The sequence below is a fragment of the Bacillus inaquosorum genome (assembly GCF_023238325.1).
In the GTDB taxonomy this organism is placed as follows: domain Bacteria; phylum Bacillota; class Bacilli; order Bacillales; family Bacillaceae; genus Bacillus; species Bacillus inaquosorum.
Map to the genome: position 1 here is coordinate 2,014,089 of NZ_CP096592.1, position 20,273 is coordinate 2,034,361.

Sequence of the window (20,273 nt, forward strand, 5' to 3'; positions counted from 1 at the left end):
AATATATGCTTTTCCCTAAAAGTTCAATTGAATAGAATCAAGCATGTTCTCTTCTTCCTCATAGCTGCCGCTCAATCCGATATGTTCGATTAGAATGCTTGGTTGTTCTAAAATCGCGGATAGAATGTGTAAGTAGTCGTTTGATAAAGCCTCGATTCTGCTTTTCTTAAACAGTTTTTTCGAATATTCAAACAGACCGTGATAGTTGTCTTGGTCCGCCTGAATCGACAAGGTCAAATCGAATTTGGCAACCGGATGATGAAACTGATACGGCTTGAGCTGAAGGGAATCGAGTGTCAATTCAGCGTGATCGAGATTTTGCAGCACAAACATCGTATCGAACAAAGGATTGCGGCTTGGATCTTTCGAAAGATGTAAATGCTGAATCAATTCTTCTAACGGGTAGTCTTGATTTTTATAGGCATTCAGCATGTTTTCCTTTACTTCGTTTAAGTAGGCATCAAATGTTTTACGGCCCGCCGGCTGATTGCGGATGACTAACGTATTGACGAACATTCCCACGACCGACTCCACATCCAAATGATTCCGCCCGGCAGATGGCGTTCCTACGACAATATCCTCTTGTCCGCTGTATTTGGATAAAAGAATCGTATAGGCTGCCAATAAAATCATATACAGTGTTGCTCCTGTGTTTTCTTCCATTTGGCTTAAGCCTTGTTTCAAGTGTTCCGGTATAACAAATTCAAAGGATTCGCCTTCGTAATCACGTACGGCAGGCCGCTCGTAATCCGCAGGTATGTCCAGTACAGGAATGTCATCACGAAACTGATCCAGCCAGTACGCTTCCTGACTCTTGATATTCCGTTTCTGAATATCTGATTGCTGCCAAACTGCATAGTCTTTATATTGAACAGAAAGCGGATCGGGTTCGTTCCCCTCGTAGAGCCGGCTTAAATCTTTCATCAGAATGTTGACGGATACGCCGTCAGAAATGATATGATGCATATCAACCACAAGCACATGCCGCGCAGGTTCTAGTTCAATCAGTGCGGCCCGCATCAGCGGCGGTTTGGCTAAATCAAACGCTTGGATGAAATCAAGCACACGATCGTCCGCTTCTTCTTCGCTTGCTTGAATTCGTTCTATTGTAAATTCGACGTTCTGATGAATACGCTGTGCCGGTTCGCCTTCATATAATTCAAAGCTGGTCCGCAAAGCTTCATGACGCTCGATTAATTTTTGGAAAGCGGCGTTTAACCGGTCAGGATCAATCGTCCCTTCCACTCTCATGGCACCCGTCATATTGTAAGTCAGCTCGCCGCCCTCTGCGTGACTTAACAAATACATTCGCCTTTGAGCTGAAGAAACTGGATAATAGGACATTTCCTTTGCGGCCGGGATCGGTGTATATCGATTTTTGTTCATGTGTAACGCCTTGTCAGCCAATTGTTCAATGGTAGGAAACTTGAATATGTCTTTTAGCGTCAGGTTTACATCCAGCTCTTTATGAATTCTGGCGGCTAAGGCCGCCGCGCGAATGGAATTTCCTCCAAGATCAAAGAAATTATGTTTGATCCCCGCACGGCTTATTCCGAGCACTTCCTGCCATAAATCTGTCAGTTTGGACTCCACCTCATTGCCCGGCGGAACATATTCAGCTGTCTGTTGCAGACTTGCTTCGGGTGCGGGCAGTGCTTTACGGTTTATTTTCCCGTTGGACGTTAATGGCATATGCTCAAGATGGACAAAATAGGACGGAACCATGTAGTCCGGGAGCTCCGATGACAATTGTTCCCTAAGCTGCCCAGCCGCTATAGGTTTGTCGCTTACGTAATACGCGCACAATTGTATTAAGCCGTCTTCTGCTTCTTCGGCTGTAACAACGGCTTTTTGCACCGCTTCTACGTTATGCATCGCTGCTTCGATTTCACCAAGTTCGATTCGGTGTCCCCTGATTTTGACTTGTTCATCAATGCGTCCCACATATACAAGATTTCCATCCCTCAATCGCTTAGCCAAGTCCCCTGATTTGTACATCTTCGCTCCCGGGATATACGGGTTATCAACGAACTTCTCTGCCGTTAAATCTGGGCGATTCCAATACCCTCTGGCAACACCGGGTCCGCTGATATACATTTCACCGATTACCCCGATCGGAACCAGGTTTCTGCTTGCATCCATCACATAAATGTCCGTGTTGGCAGCCGCAGTGCCGATCGGTACAGATTCCCGGTTGTCCCGTTTTGGGTCGTAACGGTAAATCATACATCCGACGACAGTTTCCGTCGGCCCGTATTCATTGAAAATGTCCAGCCGGCCTTTAAACTGCTCGCTGACACTTTTGGCCAGACGGGTGCTTAAATTTTCTCCGCCCACAATCATTTTCCGTATTGTGGTGCCGCCTGCTATATTCATCTCCTTGATTACATGCAAATGTGCCGGGGTCAATTTGATTATGTCGATTCTTGAGTCCTGCATAATCGCAGAAAGCACAGCGCTTTTGTCTTCTCCGTCGTAGACAATGATGGTATTTCCCGTCACCAGCGGTGTAAATATCGAAGTCACCGTCAGGTCAAAAGAAATAGAGGAGTATAATGGGAAGTTGGTTTTCTCTCCTGTCACATAAACTTCTTTCGCCCACCAAATATAATTGGCCAGCCCCTGGTGCTCAATGAGTACACCTTTCGGATTTCCAGTGGAACCCGACGTATAGATCATGTAGGCCAAATCATGCGCATTGCTGAATAATTCAAGATTTGAGCGGTCTTCATGATAAGAGTTTTCCTCATCCAAAAGCACAACTTCACCATCATAAGGTAATCGATCTTGCAGGTTGTGGTGTGTCAACACAATCTTCGCTTTTGAATCCCTCAGCATATAATGGATCCGGTCCTCCGGATACTCAGGGTCAATGGGCACGTATGCGCCGCCGGATTTCAGCACAGCCAAAATTCCAACAACCAGCTCGATACAATGCGGAGAGAGGATGGCAACGAATTGATCCGCTTGTATGCCTTTTCTCCGTAACGTTCGCGCCAATTGGTTTGCCCGTTCATTGAGCTGTCTGTACGTATACCGCTCATTGCCAAAAATAACGGCTTCATGATCAGGCCGCTGTTCCGCCTGAATTTCAAACCATCGAGAAACCGTTTCGTTATGCGGATACGACGTCTTTGTGTCATTCAACTCCGTCAGCAATTGATACCGTTCGGTTTCAGACAGCATAGGAACGGAAGACAACGTCATCTCCGGCTGCTTAACAAGGCTGTGTAAAATGCTGATATAGTGTTTTGTGATCTGTTCAATAGTTTCTTGTTCAAACTGTCCCGATTTAAAATCAAAATGCATCTCTATCTGTTGCCCGGCATCTTCGACCGTCAGCATCAAATCATATAAAGAGACTCCGGGGTTTCGCTCTTTCACCTTAAATGTACATTCATTGTGCGTTATTTCATGAAATTCAATATTTTGAAACACAAACATCGTGTTAAACAGTGATTTTCCTGTTGTTTCCCGCTGTACATTTAATTTTTCAACCAGCCGGTCGAATGGATAGTCTTGGTTTTCGAAAGCGTCAAGCGTCTGCCGCTTTACTTCTTCCAGATAATCCGTAAACTTTCTATTGGCGTGCGGCTTCGTCCGGATTCCGATGGTTTGAATGAAAATTCCGATGATATTTTCGACATCCGGATGATTTCTTCCTGAAGCAGGCGTGCCTACGACAATGTCTTCTTGTCCTGTATATTTATGAAGCAGCACTTTGTAGGCGGCCAGAACCACCGTATAAAGGGTCGTTCCCGCCTTTTGCGCCAGATCTTGCAGCGAACGGATTACATTCGGCTGCAGAGAGCACGTCACGCGCTGCCCCTCGGAAGACCGTACCGCCGCTTTTGAACCATCTGTCGGCAGTTGAAGAACCGGGATTTCTTCTTGAAATTGTTCCAGCCAATATGTCTCCTGCTGCTTCATGGCATCCTCATTCAGCCATTGGTTCTGCCATTCTGAGAAATCTTTATATTCAAATTCAATGTCCGGTAATGGTTTCCGATGATATAACGCCAGCAATTCATTTGTAAGGATGTTGATGGAATAACCGTCCGAAATGATATGATGCATATCAATGAGCAGCTCGGCCTGCCCGCTATCAATCTTGATCAGCTCCGCGCGGACCAAAGGAGCTTGTTCCAAGCGGAACGGTTTTACGAACCGGTCTGCATAGTCATCAAATTCGTCCCGGCTCATTGTCCGAACATGAACGTTAACATCAACTTCGTTTTCAAGTTTCTGGACAATTTCGCCGTCTGAGATTTCAAAATACGTGCGAAACGCTTCATGCCGCTGCATGACATGCTGAAGAGAAGAAATCAGGGCCTGCTCATCGTACTGCCCTATAATTGATATTTGGCCGAACATATTTTGAGCCAATTGATCCGGTTCCATTTGGTGAAGGAAATATACTCTTTGCTGCGCCGGTGATGTCGGATAATGCGCTTTTTTCTCAGCAGCCTTCATCGGGAGGTACATGACTTTCTTTTCATTCTCAATGAAACGTGCTAATTCCTTAACAGTCTGGTGATTGAAAAATTGTCCGATGGAAACTTTTTGATGAAATGTCTTCTGAACTTTGGAAAGCATCAGCGTCGCTTGGAGTGAGTTTCCTCCCAGAGCCAGGAAGCGATCTGATCTTCCAACCCGCTCAAGGCCGAAAAGTTCCTCCCAAATCTGCGCCAGCTGTCGCTCCGTTTCATTTACCGGCGCCTCGTAGGCGTCAGCAAAGTTTGCCGTTTTGCTTACAATTGAAGAGACCCGCTGCTGGTGATCGGTATACAGTTCTTGTAAATCTTGCTGTTCTTCATCGGAAAACATCATCAGGGCATCAAGAGGGACAGAATCCTCCTCAACCATTTTTTGCAGCAATTTCGTAAAGCCCGCTCCCCACTTTTTCATGATTTCCGGACTGATGACGTTCGTTTTAAAGTCGAAATCAAGAACATATTCTTCATTCGCGTCTGTTATGTTAAGAAATAAATCGTACAGCATGCGTTTCACCGGGTATGCAATGGGCTCCGCCTCCGCCTTTCCGAAATGCAGCTTTCGAAAAGGCCTGTCCAAATTAAAGATAATACGCATATCCGGCACTTGATCGTGCGGAAGCTGTCTGGCTACCAGTGTCATCGGAACAGCTTGATGCTGCATGGCGTGATTCACGTTTTCTTTCATATTGCCAAGATAACCGGATAAAGTGCTTTCTGAAGAAGACGTGTTCTTCACAGGAATCATATTGACGCAATTTCCAATCAGAGCATGATGTTTCATATGCGATTGACCTGCTGCAGGAATCCCGATCACAAGACCCGTCTGTTTGGTCAGCTGGTGCAGAAAAAGATGAAATGCGCCCAGCATCGTCACAAATACACTATTTTTCATCCGAATGCTTAATGATTTTAAAGCCTCGCTTAAAGGCCGTCCAAGCCTGATGGTACATCTGTCTCCCTCATATCCGTTCGGATAACGGGTAGAAGCGACGCTCGGGAGGACTGCCTGCTGTATCGGTTCAGAGAAATGATGCCGCCAATAACGGACGCCTTCTTCATAATGGCCGCTATCAATCTGTGCCTGCTGCCAGTCTAAGTATTGACGAAACGAAGGAGCAGCCTCTTTTGGCGGAAACGGTTTTCCTTGTACAATTGCTGTATAGTTGCTCGCCAGCTCTTGAACAAAAACAGCGATTGACCATCCATCGGCAATGACATGATGGAACGTGAGCACAATCAGATGTTCATCTTGAGTCGATGTAAGCACATGGATTCTAAACAAGGGCTTTTGTTCATGAAAATGAAATGGCCGCTTGACATCTTCTGTCAGCCAATTCTGCATTTCCAACTCCCGTTGCTCATCCGGGTGACCGGTAAAATCAATGACAGGAATGTCTATATTTATCCGTTCCTGCACCTGCTGTACCTCGTCATCCACATGAATCACCGTACGTAAAGCCTCGTGGCGGTCGATGATATGCTGCACGGCTTGTTTTAACTGCGTATGCTGCAGTTCACCCTCCACTTTTAGCATAATGGACTGGTTTAAAGCTGCAGAAGCTCCATTCCCATAATGGGATGCCATAACCAATTGTTTTTGTTCAGGTGAAAGCTCGTACGTCCCGGATTTTTTATGGCTGCCGTCGTTAGGGGAATCCGGGCCTTCCGGGATAAATCCGCCTCGGCGAAGATCCTTCACCGTGTCTTTAACGGCTTGAATGATATGTTCAATATCATCTGCGCTATGCGCAGCAGACAAGAAGCAGTTGCGTCCTTCCCATACATAGACCCCTTTATAATTGAGATGGTAAAAGAACAAGTCGTTATCAAGCGATGAGACAAAACGGAATAAAGAACCGAATTGAACCATACGGATAGGCACTTGCGATTGTTCAAAGTAGCGATTTAACTGATCGACCAGGGAGGTAGTGTTTTGATTTAGCTGCTCATACAGGTGTTCTCCCTCGGTTTGTAAATGGTGAAGCACGGCTAATGACATTCTCATGGTAAGCGGGTGAGTATTGAAGGTGCCGGCCACAAACGTGCGTTTCGCCTCATCCTGTGGATAGGAGTCGTCCCCATACTGCCAGGTTCCCCCGTCGATCGCATTCATGAACTCAGCTTTTCCGGCAACTATCCCTAACGGCTGTCCGCCGCCGATGATTTTTCCGTAGGTCACCAAATCGGCTTGAATGCCGAACCATTCCTGCGCGCCGCCGAGACCGATCCGAAATCCGGTAATAATTTCATCCATAATCAGGGCTGTCCCGGATTGCTGCGTGATTGCCCGCAGTTCTTTCAAAAATGCTCCCGGCTGCAAATCCGGCCTGCGGCTTTGTACAGGTTCCACCAATACGGCTGCCAATTCATCTCCAAGACTGCGAATCACATCGAGCGAATCTGGATTGTTGTAATGCAAAATAATCAAATCATCCATAAAGCTCTGCAGTATGCCCGGAGCAAGCGGATTCGCAGATGCAGCTCCGCCTTTTGTACTGGCAACCCCTAATACGCCGTCAAACGTACCGTGATAAGAGCCTGAGAACGCCACAACTTTCTTTCTTCCTGTTGCCGCCCTTGCCAAACGAAGGGCAACCATGACGGCTTCTGTTCCGGAATTATAGAAAGCGACCCTTTCTACCCCGGTACATGTGCGGATTCGATCGGCAACTTCACCGGCGACATCCGACATCGGACCGAGCGGAGGCAATGATGAACGGATTGAATCATCGATAACCTGTGTAATAAAGGGCGGATGATGCCCGAAAAGATTAACCCCAAATCCCATGGTGATATCGATATATTCGTTTCCATCAATATCCCACATCTTGGAACCGTCAGAACGTTGGGCAATAATCGGGTACACGATTTCCTTCCAGTATGAACGGAAACTGGACAAGTTGCGGTTGTTTGCATGAGCAAATCGGGTTTTGTCCGTATATTGTTTGGAACCTTTCGTTTTATCTGCGTATTTCCCGATGAAATCTTCTAAATATCGTCTTTGCTGTGCGGTATAGTGTCCCTGTTCATACAGGTTCTGGGGCTGAAAAGGAACATAGGGTTTCGCTTCTTGAGCCAATTTCTTTTCTGCAGTGACGGTCGGCGTCCCTTGCTTGACAGAAGGAATTGATTTTTCTAGCGCTTTAGCGTAGTCTTTCACATCGGAATGATGTCCGCTGTTTCTCAGCAAATTAAAGCTATTTAATTGAGCCTGCAAGGTATTCTGAATTAATTGATTCTGAGAAGCGATTATTTTTTCGAGCATGTGCTCTTGATGCTCTTCTCTGTGACCAGATTCAGGCTGTGTTTCTGAAATGACCAGTTTTTCCTCCGCCGGAACATTCTCTTGAGCCGGTGCGGATGCAAAGGACGATGGAGCGGTATCAGCCAAGTAATCTATGACACTTTGAAGGTTGTTCATCGTATCGAAAAAACGATCCATCGGGATGTCTACACCAAATTCGTCAGCGATGGCTTTTTTGACCTGTGACAGCATGATGGAATCCATTCCGAGCCCGATAAAATGCGCATTCAAATCGAGTTCATCCGCTCTGATTCCCGAAGCATTGCCGATTACAGTTTTCAGAAAGGATTCAATATGCGCCTTCGTTTGATTGATATTCATTGCCGCTTCTCCTCTCTCTCCGTCCTCGTTTAAGCGCAAATGGTCAGCTTCAGCCCAGCAGCGGTTTCGTTCAAACGGATATAAGGGCAATGGCGTTTTTTGTACAGTTTCACCGGCATAAAGCGCGCGCCAATCTATAACGGCTCCTTGCACAAATAATTCGGCGGCGCGATTCAGCCATGTGATTCGTTCATCATGCGTACGCATACACTGCTCAATCAGATCAGCAGCTTGTTTATTCAGCTCTTCTTTATGAGCAGGCAGCATTTCCTTCAAGTTCTTATAACCAATGTGTACCCCGGGAAGATGGCTGTCTCCTTGAACCACGGAGGTCAGCTTGTCACATAATTCTTGCTTACTGAATACAACCATGGCCATACCATGATCCAAATGAGCCCTTCCTGTACTGGCTGTATAGCAAATGGACTTCAATGAAGCTTGGCTGCCATCCGATACATATTGCCGATACTGCTGTGCGAGTTCATAGAGTGAATTTTCAGTATGAGCGGATAAAACAAATAGGTGCGGCTCATTTTCGTCCGCGAGTGCTTCCTCACTTTGAGAAATATATTCTTCCAACACCACATGAGCATTCGTTCCGCTAAAACCGAACGAGCTGACTCCGCCCCGCAGCGGCTCATCCCCGGATGTGAACTCCGCAACTTCCTGATTTACATAAAACGGTGAAGAGTGAAAATGGATGAACGGATTGGGTTCATTAAAGTGGGCTAACGGCGGGTTTTTCTTTTGATTCAGCATGAGGACAGATTTGATCAGCCCAACGACGCCTGCCGCTTCAAACAAATGACCGATGTTCGATTTAACAGAACCAATCGCACAAAATTGTTTTTTTGCCGTATACTTTTCAAATGCTTTACAAAGCCCGTTAAATTCAACCGGATCTCCAAGCTTGGTTCCGGTGCCATGCGCTTCGATGAATGACAGCGTTTCAGGAGCAATGCCCGCGTCTTTCCAGGCCGTTTCAATGACCTCAGTCTGAGCTGCCGGGTTCGGTGCAGTAATCCCGGCGGTTGTTCCGTCTTGATTCATCGCGCTCCCTTTGATCACGCCGTAAATATGGTCTCCGTCGCGAACCGCATCCTGCAAAGGTTTTAATAGGACTGCCGCCGCGCCTTCACCTGAGCCAGTGCCGTCTGAATCTTTGCTGAACGTTTTCGTGTATCCGTCCGAAGATTCCATATCAAGTCCGATACGCATCGGCAAGAGCGATGTCCGGATACCTCCGGCAATAGCCATTACACACTCGCCAGAATTTAAAGATTTGCACGCCATATGAACGGCAGCAAGCGATGAAGAACAAGCTGTATCCACTGTGACCGCCGGCCCTTTTAGATTTAAGAAATAAGCGATTCGGCTGGCTAACACTGAAGGAAGATTGCCTACAATATATTGATGAAGTTCCTCCGGATAATTGGCAGAAAGGAGGCGTTCATAATCGTAGCCCACCTTCGAGTACCCTGCATATACCCCGACCCGACTCCCGTTCATGCTGTTTCCGGCATAGCCCGCATCTTCCATCGCATGCCATGCAGACTGCAAAAACAGTCTTTGATTTGGATCCATAAACTGAGCCGTTTTAGGAGCTAAACCGAAGAACGAATAATCAAAGCGGTCGATTTCATCTAAATAGCCACCTTTAACAAACTGATTCTCATTGAATTCACTTTGGATGGACTTTAAATAATCCGCCGCATCTTTCAGCCGAGATGCAGGGTATTCTCGAATGCTGTGCTCCCCTTTTTCAAGCAGATTCCAAAAATCGCTTTTAGTCGATGCTCCCGGGACATTGAGCGACATTCCGATAATGGCAATGTCTTTCGGCGACATTTGGCTTCGCTTCTCTGTCACATCATGCTTGATTTCAGCATGGTTTTCAGACAGAAATGCTGCTAAATCAGTGATGGAAGGATACGTAAAGAGGTCGGAAACGGCAAGCTCGCGCCCAAATTTCTGTTCTATGCACTCAGCAATCTGCGATAACTGTAATGAATTTGCTCCCATATCAAAATAACTATCAGTGAGGTGAACCTTTCTTCCATCGAGAACTTCGGAAAAGATAGACAGCAATTCCGTTTCTATCTCATGAATCGGCGTCTGTCCGGATTTTTCAGGGCTGCTCTCCAAAAATTCATTGATGGCGGCAGACTCTATCGAAAAATTCCCTGCCTCATACTGTCTGGCCAGTTCATATCGCTTAACCTTTCCGCTGGTTGTTTTTGGAAGCTTCCGGATTGGAAGGACTTCTTTTATGTTCCAGCCGCCCCGCTTGTACAAATACTTTTTAATCTCTTTGACAAGCGGTGCAAATTTTTCAGGTGATTTTTTGAAAACAACAAAGAGCACGATTTCTCCGCTTCGCGTCTTTTGATCATATACACCGCAGGCGGCAACCCTTCCTAAGTCAACCTCTTCCATTTCAATCGCGACCCGTTCAATATCGTGAGGGTAGATATTTTTTCCGTTCACGAAAATAATGTCCTTTTCTCTTCCGGTTACGACTAAGTTACCACTTTCACTAATGAACCCAAGGTCTCCTGTTTTTACCCAGCCGTCAGAAGTCAGCGCTCTGTCCGTACTTTCGGGGTTGTTATAATACCCTTGCGTCACATTGTCTCCTTTGATCTGGATATGGCCGATGATTCCGTCTTCTGCTCTTTCATTTTCTCCGTTGGAGATTCGAATCTGACAATAGTCAATAGGCTGTCCCACTTCGACGAATGAAGCGCAATTTTGATCTTCTTTGCTGACTTTTACAGCTCTTTCGCCGAGGTTTAAATGATCGCGATGCAAATAAACGGGGACGAATTCTTCGCCTGTTTTAGAGAACGTTGCGCCGACTGAAGCTTCCGCTAAACCGTAAACATTTAAAATGGCGGATCTTTTCATATTGAATGTTGCGCATCTTTTTAAAAATTCGTCACATAGCTCCGGCAATATCGGTTCTGCACCGTTTGCGATGACTCTGATATGGGATAAATCCCAGTCTGGTTCGTTTTTCAGAAATTTAAGGAAGTAGTTGTATCCGAAATTAGGAGAGGATAGAATGCTGGTTTTATGTTCATGAGCTTTTTTCATCCAAAGGATAGGTCTGCGAATAAATAATTCTGTAGGCATTAGATTTTGATTGATTCCGACTAAGAAGGGAACAAGGTGGCAGGCGATGAGCCCCATATCATGCGTTAAAGGCATCCAAGATAAGAAAGAGTCTTTCGAATCAATGGACAGAGCATTCCGAATGGCACACGTGTTATGTATTAAGTTGTGATGCGTTAACATGACTCCTTTTGGATGTCCTGTCGATCCTGAAGAAAATTGGATAAAGGCCAGTTCATCCGCATCAGGTTCATATATAGAAGCGGGGTAATCGTAGGTTTGATCTTGAATAATGTCAGATTTCTCGTTTAATTGATGATGAAAATCTTGTAAATCGTGTTCTGCGGCGTATTTCTTTATTTTATCCAATACTTTCTCAGAGGCAATCAGATACGGATGATTTAATATATTCCAAATGCGCCAGACCTTCAGCTTATGGTCATCATCTTCTCCGATACTGACCGGTACCGGGATCATTCCTCCTAATAAACAAGCCCAAAAAGCAACGACAAATGATTTGTTTTCTTGGATTTGAAATACAATTTCCTGCTTCGGCTGAATGCCGATATGCTGTAAATAACCAAGAAACCCCTGTGCCTCATCAAACAATTGGCGGTAAGAGACAACTGTCTCTTTTTTATCGGATTCGATAAAACGGATCCCGCGATCAGAGATATTGCTTCTTTCCCGAATGACATCGACTAAGGTTTGGAATTGACTGGTATACATAGGTCCCCTCCTGGGCGCTTTATTTTAAAATCCGTAATTGTTCCCAAGCCGGAAGCTGTTTAGCCTCGCAAATTAATTTGCACAAATGGATCGAATGTTCGAGTTCTTGTTCTGAAAGCTCATCTTCATGTATTTCCATTCTCTTTTTCAGCTCTTGGATTTCCGTAAATAATGGCGTCGTCATGTTGGAATAAGCCAATGAATCCTTATTGTAATTTCGCGCAATGGTGGATTGAATCATCATTTTATTCAGTTGTTTTTTGCGTAAATGGACAATATTTTTATTTCTTTCCTCTGAATTGGAAAGTAGATGAAGATCAGATGTCTGCCCTAAAGAATAAGGTGCAATATGATTCGTTATTTTTCTCAGCAGACTGGCTAAGACATTCTTTGGGCCCATTTCGATGACTTCCGTCACTCCGTGTAAAAGCAAGTAATGCATCGATTCTGTCCATCTTACCGGCATCGTCATGTGCTGCTTGAGATGTTCGTTGATCGAATTTCCGCTGCTGTAAGGGTGCGTCGTGACATTCGAAATGATCGGCCATGCGGCATCCCGGAAGGAATACAGATGTAATACAGTCTGGAATTGTTCGGATGCTGATCGTATCATCGAACTGTGAAAAGGCGCACTGACATTCAAATAAGTATATTTTGCCCCCTTTTCCTCCGCTATCCTGATGACACGTTCCACAGCTTGCCGATGTCCGGAAATCACATGCTGCTGGTCTGAATTCATGCAGGCGACACCTGCGGGAAATTCTTCCGTCGACACTTTCGAACATATTTCTTGCAATGTTTGAAGAGGGAGCTGAGTCACGGCGGCCATCGCCCCCTGCTGCTGAGGATCCGCATTTTGCATAAGAATTCCCCGCTGCCTTACAAGTGTAACGGCATCATGAAATGAAAGAGCGCCAGCACAGACAAGCGCAGAGTATTCGCCTAAACTATGACCTGCAAGAAAGCGAGGCTTAACCCCTATCTCCTGCATATACACTTGAAAAGCAATCACACTGACGGTTAAAATAGCGGGCTGCGCATTCATTGTCTTTGTCAATTCATTTATATCACCGTTAAAACATAGTTTTTTTACATCCAAGGAGATCGCATCGCTCGCTTCTTCAAATAATCTCTTTGCGAGCACAAAATCATTCCAAAAACTTTTGCCCATTCCTACAAATTGAGATCCTTGTCCAGGAAATAAAAAGGCAAGATTGTTCATGAGCTCCCTCCGATCACATTGAACAGAGATACAATATTATACAAAATATCCCTTTATCTAACATCCTAGCATGATTATAATAAATGTGTATAGAATACTTTTGTAGGAGTTATTGTTCGGTTTTACAAAGGGCCTGGATTACATTTGTTCATTAAATATAAAATGGGGCTGACACCGAAAAATCAGTCTTTAAGAGAGATGACAGGAGTCGGAATGGAAGGCTGTTACCGACTCTTCTTCACTTAGGCCGCGCTCTCGATGTTCATATGTTTTAGGTCTATCGACATAATTGTGTCAGAAATTCCATATTTTTTGTTTTTTTATAAAAATTAATCTGTATATCTGTGAAGGATTGTAAACTGATGGCGCTTGTTTATAGATGTTGCACAAGAAATGGATCTTGATGAGGAAACTCTGCGAGGATGAAATACGACGCAGAACATATGAATGATCCTGCTTGGATACTGATTGATCGCAGTAAATCGGTCCATTACATTGCTGAATGCGATCTGCATCATCATAAGAGGAATATATCATTAGAAACAAATTGTTTTGGGTTCAGTCTTGCTGTAGGCTGATAGGGAATCAAGGCGCGGAACTTTTCAATCTATTGAATTCCGGCTGCTTCTTCTGCTGATTTCTGTTTCCATTGTTCTCTTCTTTGTAAGACATTTCGTTAGCATTCCGCAAACCCCTTTCGAAACCCGTCATATTTTGTCATCCATATGTGAACAAGGTATTCAGGCACAAAAAACAGCCGTTCAGAGCGGCTGTTTTTTTCAAGAGTATAAGAACTATTGAACGGTATATACGCCGTCAATGACTACGGCTTGACCTGTGACGCCTTTTGCATTGTTTGCCCTTTTTCTACCGTAGCTGTTTGATGTACGGCAATCGTTAAAGGGCGGATCGTTTTGATCGGTTCATTAATGTTTTCAACCCTGAATCTGCATAAAATCAGGTGTCCGAGAAGCCTTTATGTAATAAGCCATTCACCGCTTCCTGTAAACCGTTGTAAGTGATGAGCTGTTCTCCGCCGGAAATGTGTTTTCCGTCTTGTTCATGGGAACGTCCTGGGAAGTTTCATTCTGACACTGTAATATGTTTTTTTCTGCATCACGTTCTTTCTCACCTGAAAATTAGTGTTAACTAAATAACGTTAACACTTAGGTTCCTAGCAAAATGCGACAACCTAAACTATCAAAATGGTAACTTAATGAATCTGCAAGGCCTCATTACTTTTTCATTTTTTGTTCATATTTTATTAATTGTTTATTCAACACTGTCCGCTAAAGTAATCCATATCAACAAATAAGAAAGCCATCCGCATCTTTTATGAAGGGAGGTCAAAGCCGGGTGCCGTTATGCTGAAAGAAAAAATAAAGACATTAGGCCGTTTTTGCACCGTGGGCGTCGGCAATACGCTGATAGATTTTGGTGTCTTCTTTCTTCTCACCGCTTGTCATGTCCCTTATCTGCCGGCGCAGATCTGCTCCTATTCGGCAGGTATCATCAACAGCTATGTGTGGAACCGGAGTTGGACGTTTCGTGTTAAACGTAAGGCCGGCGGGAAAGAGATCGTGCGCTTTCTCATGATTAATATTGCCGCGTCTGGGATTACCTTTTTGCTGCTTTATTTGTTTCAAAAAGGCGGCTGTTCGCTTTTGGTGAGTAAGCTCGCCGCCACTATCGGCGGAATGATGGTGAATTTTATCGGAAACCGAATCTGGGTATTTGGAGATTCGCTGAAAAACATACAGGATCAGGAGTGAAGATGAATGAGAAAAAAAGTGAGAAAAGCGGTCATTCCCGCAGCGGGTTTAGGAACGAGATTTCTGCCGGCGACAAAGGCGCAGCCGAAAGAAATGCTCCCGATCGTCGACAAACCAGCAATCCAATACATTGTAGAAGAGGCCGCAGAGTCAGGAATTGAAGATATACTGATTATTACAGGGAGAAACAAACGCTCGATTGAAGATCATTTTGACCGGTCGGCGGAATTGGAATTCAATTTGCGGGAAAAAGGCAAGACGGAGACGCTTAAGGAAATGCAGCAGATTGCCGATTTGGCCAACATTCATTACATCCGCCAGAAAGAACCGCTCGGATTAGGCCATGCGGTGCTGTGTGCGGAGCATTTTATCGGAGATGAGCCTTTCGCCGTTCTCTTAGGCGATGATATTATGGTGTCTGAAAAACCGGCTCTTCGGCAATTAATGGATGTATACGATGCTTATGGCACAGAGGTTGTCGGAGTACAGTCAGTTCTCCCTGAGGATGTCAGCAAATATGGTATTATAAATACATCAGGCTCTCAAGGGCATGTGTATGAAGTGAAAGATTTAGTTGAAAAGCCTTCTCCTGAAGAAGCGCCTTCGGAAATCGCCGTGATGGGACGTTACGTGCTGAATTCTTTGATCTTCCCCGTTTTGAAGTCAATTGGCAGAGGCGCGGGCAACGAAATTCAGCTCACAGATGCGCTTCGTGAGGTTTGCTGTAAGCAGCCTATCCATGCCCGGCTGCTAGAAGGAAATCGATATGACATTGGCGATAAGCTGGGCTGTTTTAAAGCGAGCACTGAAATCGGCTTAATGCGCCCCGAAATGAGATCTCAGCTTTTGGCTTATTTAGAAGATGTGATCAAACGGGAAACGAAAGAAATGCTGCGATAAAAAAATTGTAACCATCTTGCTCGTCAATCAGTCATATAATAGTGAAAAAGATTAGGACAGGTTGTGAAGAATGTGGGCAGTTTGATAAGCGAAATTTTAACATGGCTGACGAATATGGGATATGCGGGCATTGCAATTGGCTTAATGATTGAGATCATCCCGAGTGAAATTGTATTGGCCTATGGCGGCTATATGGTATCGGAAGGCACGATTGGATTTATTGGCGCCATTATTGCGGGTGTTATCGGGGGCACCATTGCCCAGATCTTTATTTATTGGATCGGACGCTATGGCGGCAGACCGTTTTTGGACAAATACGGGAAGTACTTATTGATTAAAAAGCATCATATTGACATGTCAGAAAACTGGTTTCAAAAGTACGGAACGGGTGTTGTCTTCTCGGCACGTTTTATACCAGTTGTCAGACATGCGATATCCATTCCCGCAGGCATTGCCAAAATGCCGTTTCTCAAATTTGTGGTACTGACTGTACTTGCTATCATACCGTGGTCTATCCTCTTTGTTTATTTAGGCATCCAGCTTGGAAGTCAGTGGGATGATGTTGAGAACATTGCAGGTACTTATACAACGCCGATAATGATACTGACGATTGTCGTTATCGCCCTTTATTTTGTGATTAAAAAACGTGCAGCCATATTTAAACGATAGCTAGCGGATATGCATAGGGATGATTGATTCTCCCCTATGCATATTTTTTTATCTGCGATGCTGGTTTGCCAGCTTCAAATGCTCCGCTAAAAATGCGACAAATACTTCATCACGCACGAGTGATGCGGCATAATTTCTTTTAATAAACCATTCTGCTTCTTCAAATGCTGCGAATGTTCTATCCTGTGTTTCCCCGTTAATTTGGATATTCCACTCGTTGTTTAAAGGGAACAGAAAAAATCTCATTTGTGCGCGATTTTCGTATAGTGATCCGTTCGCTGATCCCTTTAGATTATAGATATTACGGAAAGCATCAGGCCGGACAGGATCAATCCGGAATGCTTCAGCAACAAACAAATCATATACTTCGTCGGTTATCGAACAGCCTGATGCCTTTGCATGCCCTCCTCCTCCGTATCGGCCGGCGATTTCTGAAACATCGACGTAATCATGAATGGTGCGCAGGCTGACCCGTTTTGACCCCATGCTTAAAATCGCAATGTAATCGAGATGCGGATTTTCTTTTCCGAGCCTGTTTCCAAGCTCTGAATGGTACGATTCTGCGTGAACGATGCCCACACAGTGTTCATGAACAAAGGTTTGCACCATTTCCCTTTTCTTTCTCCGTAGATAGCGCTCGATTTTTGCGTCTTCTAAATCAAGCAGTTTTTCTTCAAAATCATCAAAGAAAAATTCATCATGCGCAGAAAGACGCTGAATCATTTTTTCTTCAAATTCATCAATTGACAGCAAAAAGAAAAGGTCATTAAGCCGCTTCGCCTGTTTTTGATCGTACCGCTCCCACTCCCATGTATCATATTGGCGGACGAGCTCTGTGAATTGATCTAAGGCATTTGTCGGTTTCATGAAACCATTTTCAACGAGATAGCCATATAAAAGCGATGTGGCCGATGAAAGCCGTCCATCATCGTATTCCACTTGAACAAATCCCCATTCATGCTCATTTAAATGAAGGGCTGTTTTATGGTGGTCAATCAGCTTCACTTTTCCGCCCGCATGAACATACTCATTCAATCTCTCTTCGTTTTCTTCGTTGACGGCGAGATCGGTAATGAATAACGCGTCTTGTCTGTTGCTCTCTTTCGCTTTTTCTAAAAAGTACTGGACTTGAGCGTTTAAGCCGTTGACAGAGTTATACCGGACCTCAACATCTTTTCCGAATGCCAATTTTGCTACGATTCCGCACCCTACTCCGTCCAAGTCGTTATGTGAATATAAATGATACATAATGTAGGCCCCTTTTTATGATGAACTGACAATTGCCGCTAGAGGTGCGGCAGCCTTTATTTACTATTCTAAAAAACATAGCATTTTATGCAATGTTGATTAGTTTACATAATGTAATTATTGTAAATATATAAAAGGAGCGCTTTTTTACGCTCCTGAGTCATTGCTTTTATACCGGATACACCGGATGCTTTCGATTTGTAAATGTCATTTCCTTTGTCATGTATGCCTTCAGCCGTTTGTCCAGCTCATCCCGCAGCGAATTGGCTGGGATCACGGCATCGATGATCATCTCTGAAGCCAGGCGGTATATATTAATGTCCTCTTTATATTCCTCCCGTTTGCTGCTGATAAATTGGGCCCTCTCTTCTATCGGCAGCTCGGCGATTTTTTTAGCATAGACGGCATTTACAGCTGCTTCAGGACCCATGACGGCGATTTGAGCGGTTGGGAGCGCTAAGCAGCAATCTGGTTCAAAGGCCGGCCCAGCCATTGCGTACAACCCCGCACCGTACGCTTTTCGGACAATGACAGAGAGCTTAGGGACGGTTGCCTCCGACATCGCTGAAATCATTTTTGCCCCGTGCCTGATAATACCCGCTTGTTCTACCTTTGTGCCGATCATAAAGCCGGGGATATCTGCTAAGAACAGCAATGGGATATGAAACGCGTCACATAAGGTAATAAACTTAGCCGCTTTGTCTGCGGAATCGTGGAATAAGACGCCTCCTTTTACCTTTGGCTGATTTGCAATAATACCGACAGGCTGTCCTTGGATTCGTGCGAGGCCCGTTATTAATTCTGGTGCAAATAAAGCTTTGATTTCAAAAAATGAGCCTTCATCAATGACCCGCTCAATCAGCTCATGCATATCAAAAGGTGCATTTTGGTTTTGCGGAATGACGTCGGCAAGCGGGATGTCGAAGTGTTTTGGCGGGCGTTTCTTTTGCATGGGCGCTTTTTCTTGATAATTTGCCGGAAAGTACGATAAATAAGCCCGTGCCAGACGTATGGCTTCTTCTTCAGTTTTTGCAAGAATATCTCCGCAGCCTGAGATTGAGCAATGCATACGGGCGCCTCCCATTTCTTCGAGGGACACTTTTTCGCCAATGACCATTTCTGCCATCCGCGGCGAGCCTAAATACATGGAGGCGTTACCATCTACCATGACGACAATGTCACAGAAGGCTGGAATATAAGCGCCTCCTGCCGCAGACGGGCCGAAAAGCAAGCAGATTTGCGGAATGCGTCCCGATAATTTGACTTGATTGTAAAAAATTCTTCCTGCACCGCGTCTCCCTGGAAAGACATTGATTTGGTCGGTGATTCTGGCACCCGCTGAATCGACTAAATAGATGAGCGGACAGTTTAATTTTTCGGCTGTTTCTTGAATGCGAATGATTTTTTCAACGGTTTTCGCCCCCCATGACCCTGCTTTAACCGTTGAGTCATTTGCCATCACACAGACGGTTTGGCCGCTGATTTTGCCGATGGCGGTTACGACTCCGTCAGCGGGAAGCCCGTCTGACATGCATTCCGCAAAAAAAGCGTCTTCAAGCTCAATGTCATCGTCAAACAAAAGAGCAAGCCGCTCTCTGACAAAGAGCTTGCCCTTTTCTTGGTTGCTCTTATGATACTTTTCCGCCCCACCTTTTCGTATCCGTTCAGCCCGTTCTGTTCGTTCCTTTTCATAATCCATGAGCATTGCCTCCCTTTTATATTCCCTTGTATACGGCCCGTCTTTTTTCTTGAAACGCCTGAAGCCCTTCTCTCCTGTCTTTTGTCGGAATGGTATGTTCATATGCTTTTTGTTCAATCGCCAGACCTGTAGCAAGATCTGTCTCCAACCCTTTATTGATTGCGAATTTAGCCTGACGGACAGCGATCGGCCCGTTAGCAGAAATGGCTGCGGCCAGTTCTGCTGCTTTTGGCATGAGGTCACAAGAAGCCGTGACATGCTCTACAAGGCCTATCTCTTTTGCTTTGTGTGCAGCTACACGTGTGCCTGTATAAATTAATTCTTTTGCTTTTCCTCTGCCAATCAGACGCGGCAGTCTTTGGGTTCCTCCGGCGCCTGGGATAATGGCTAACCCTGTTTCTGGAAGACCCAGCACAGCAGATTCAGCTGCGATTCGAAGGTCGCATGCCAATGCCAATTCAAGCCCGCCGCCTAATGCGCTTCCGTTTATCGCAGCTATGACCGGCTGCGGCAAGGATTCAAGTAAAGCCGCGGTTCTTTGAATGAGAGATACACTTTCCAGAACCTGATCTTCTTTCAGTTTTATCCGTTCTTTCAGATCTGCCCCCGCGCAAAACGCTTTTTCACCGGTGCCTGTGAGGATAACGCAGCGGATGTTTGAGTTGAATTCAATTTCCTGAAGAATCAATTGCAGTCTTCTAAGCATTTCCGCTGAAAGAGCATTTGCCGCCTGAGGCCTGTTTAAGGTGATCACGGCAATGTGATCATTTTGGACAGTAAAAAGAATAGATTCTCCCAT

The 20,273-nt window shown here is 45.0% G+C and carries 8 protein-coding genes and 1 pseudogene; 3 read left to right on the forward strand and 6 right to left on the reverse strand.

Annotation, left to right across the window (positions count from 1 at the left end):
* Positions 1–15: 15 nt before the first annotated feature.
* The 3 genes and pseudogenes from M1M80_RS09975 to M1M80_RS09985 all read right to left on the reverse strand — a co-directional run.
* A complete protein-coding gene (locus tag M1M80_RS09975) occupies positions 16–11,964 on the reverse strand; it encodes a non-ribosomal peptide synthetase/type I polyketide synthase (RefSeq protein WP_060398722.1) in 11,949 nt (3,982 codons plus the stop codon).
* A 19-nt stretch (positions 11,965–11,983) separates the two neighbouring features.
* Positions 11,984–13,186, reverse strand: coding sequence for an ACP S-malonyltransferase (fabD, locus tag M1M80_RS09980; RefSeq protein ID WP_060398723.1), 1,203 nt, complete (start codon positions 13,184–13,186; stop codon positions 11,984–11,986).
* Between the two features lie 844 nt (positions 13,187–14,030).
* A pseudogene (locus M1M80_RS09985) lies at positions 14,031–14,303 on the reverse strand (6-carboxyhexanoate--CoA ligase); the annotation flags it as partial.
* A gap of 247 nt (positions 14,304–14,550) precedes the next feature.
* Here M1M80_RS09985 and M1M80_RS09990 point away from each other — a divergent pair.
* From M1M80_RS09990 to uptA, 3 genes are all read left to right on the forward strand, one after another.
* A complete protein-coding gene (locus M1M80_RS09990; protein WP_003238141.1) occupies positions 14,551–14,958 on the forward strand; it encodes a GtrA family protein in 408 nt (135 codons plus the stop codon).
* Between the two features lie 6 nt (positions 14,959–14,964).
* A complete protein-coding gene (gene galU, locus M1M80_RS09995) occupies positions 14,965–15,858 on the forward strand; it encodes a UTP--glucose-1-phosphate uridylyltransferase GalU (protein WP_060398724.1) in 894 nt (297 codons plus the stop codon).
* 72 nt (positions 15,859–15,930) lie between these two features.
* Positions 15,931–16,527, forward strand: a complete 597-nt coding sequence (gene uptA / locus M1M80_RS10000) for an undecaprenyl phosphate transporter UptA (RefSeq protein WP_060398725.1) — start codon at positions 15,931–15,933, stop codon at positions 16,525–16,527.
* A 48-nt stretch (positions 16,528–16,575) separates the two neighbouring features.
* Here uptA and nrnB read toward each other — a convergent pair whose 3' ends face one another.
* The 3 genes from nrnB to M1M80_RS10015 form a co-directional block, all read right to left on the reverse strand.
* Positions 16,576–17,775: an oligoribonuclease NrnB gene (gene nrnB / locus M1M80_RS10005; RefSeq protein ID WP_060398726.1), complete on the reverse strand. Its 1,200-nt coding sequence runs from the start codon at positions 17,773–17,775 to the stop codon at positions 16,576–16,578.
* A gap of 169 nt (positions 17,776–17,944) precedes the next feature.
* Positions 17,945–19,480 (reverse strand): acyl-CoA carboxylase subunit beta, encoded by a 1,536-nt coding sequence (locus tag M1M80_RS10010; protein ID WP_080429017.1) that lies wholly within the window; start codon positions 19,478–19,480, stop codon positions 17,945–17,947.
* 10 nt (positions 19,481–19,490) lie between these two features.
* The gene (locus tag M1M80_RS10015; RefSeq protein ID WP_060398728.1) at positions 19,491–20,273 is read right to left on the reverse strand and encodes an enoyl-CoA hydratase; all 783 of its coding nucleotides are present in this window, start codon (positions 20,271–20,273) and stop codon (positions 19,491–19,493) included.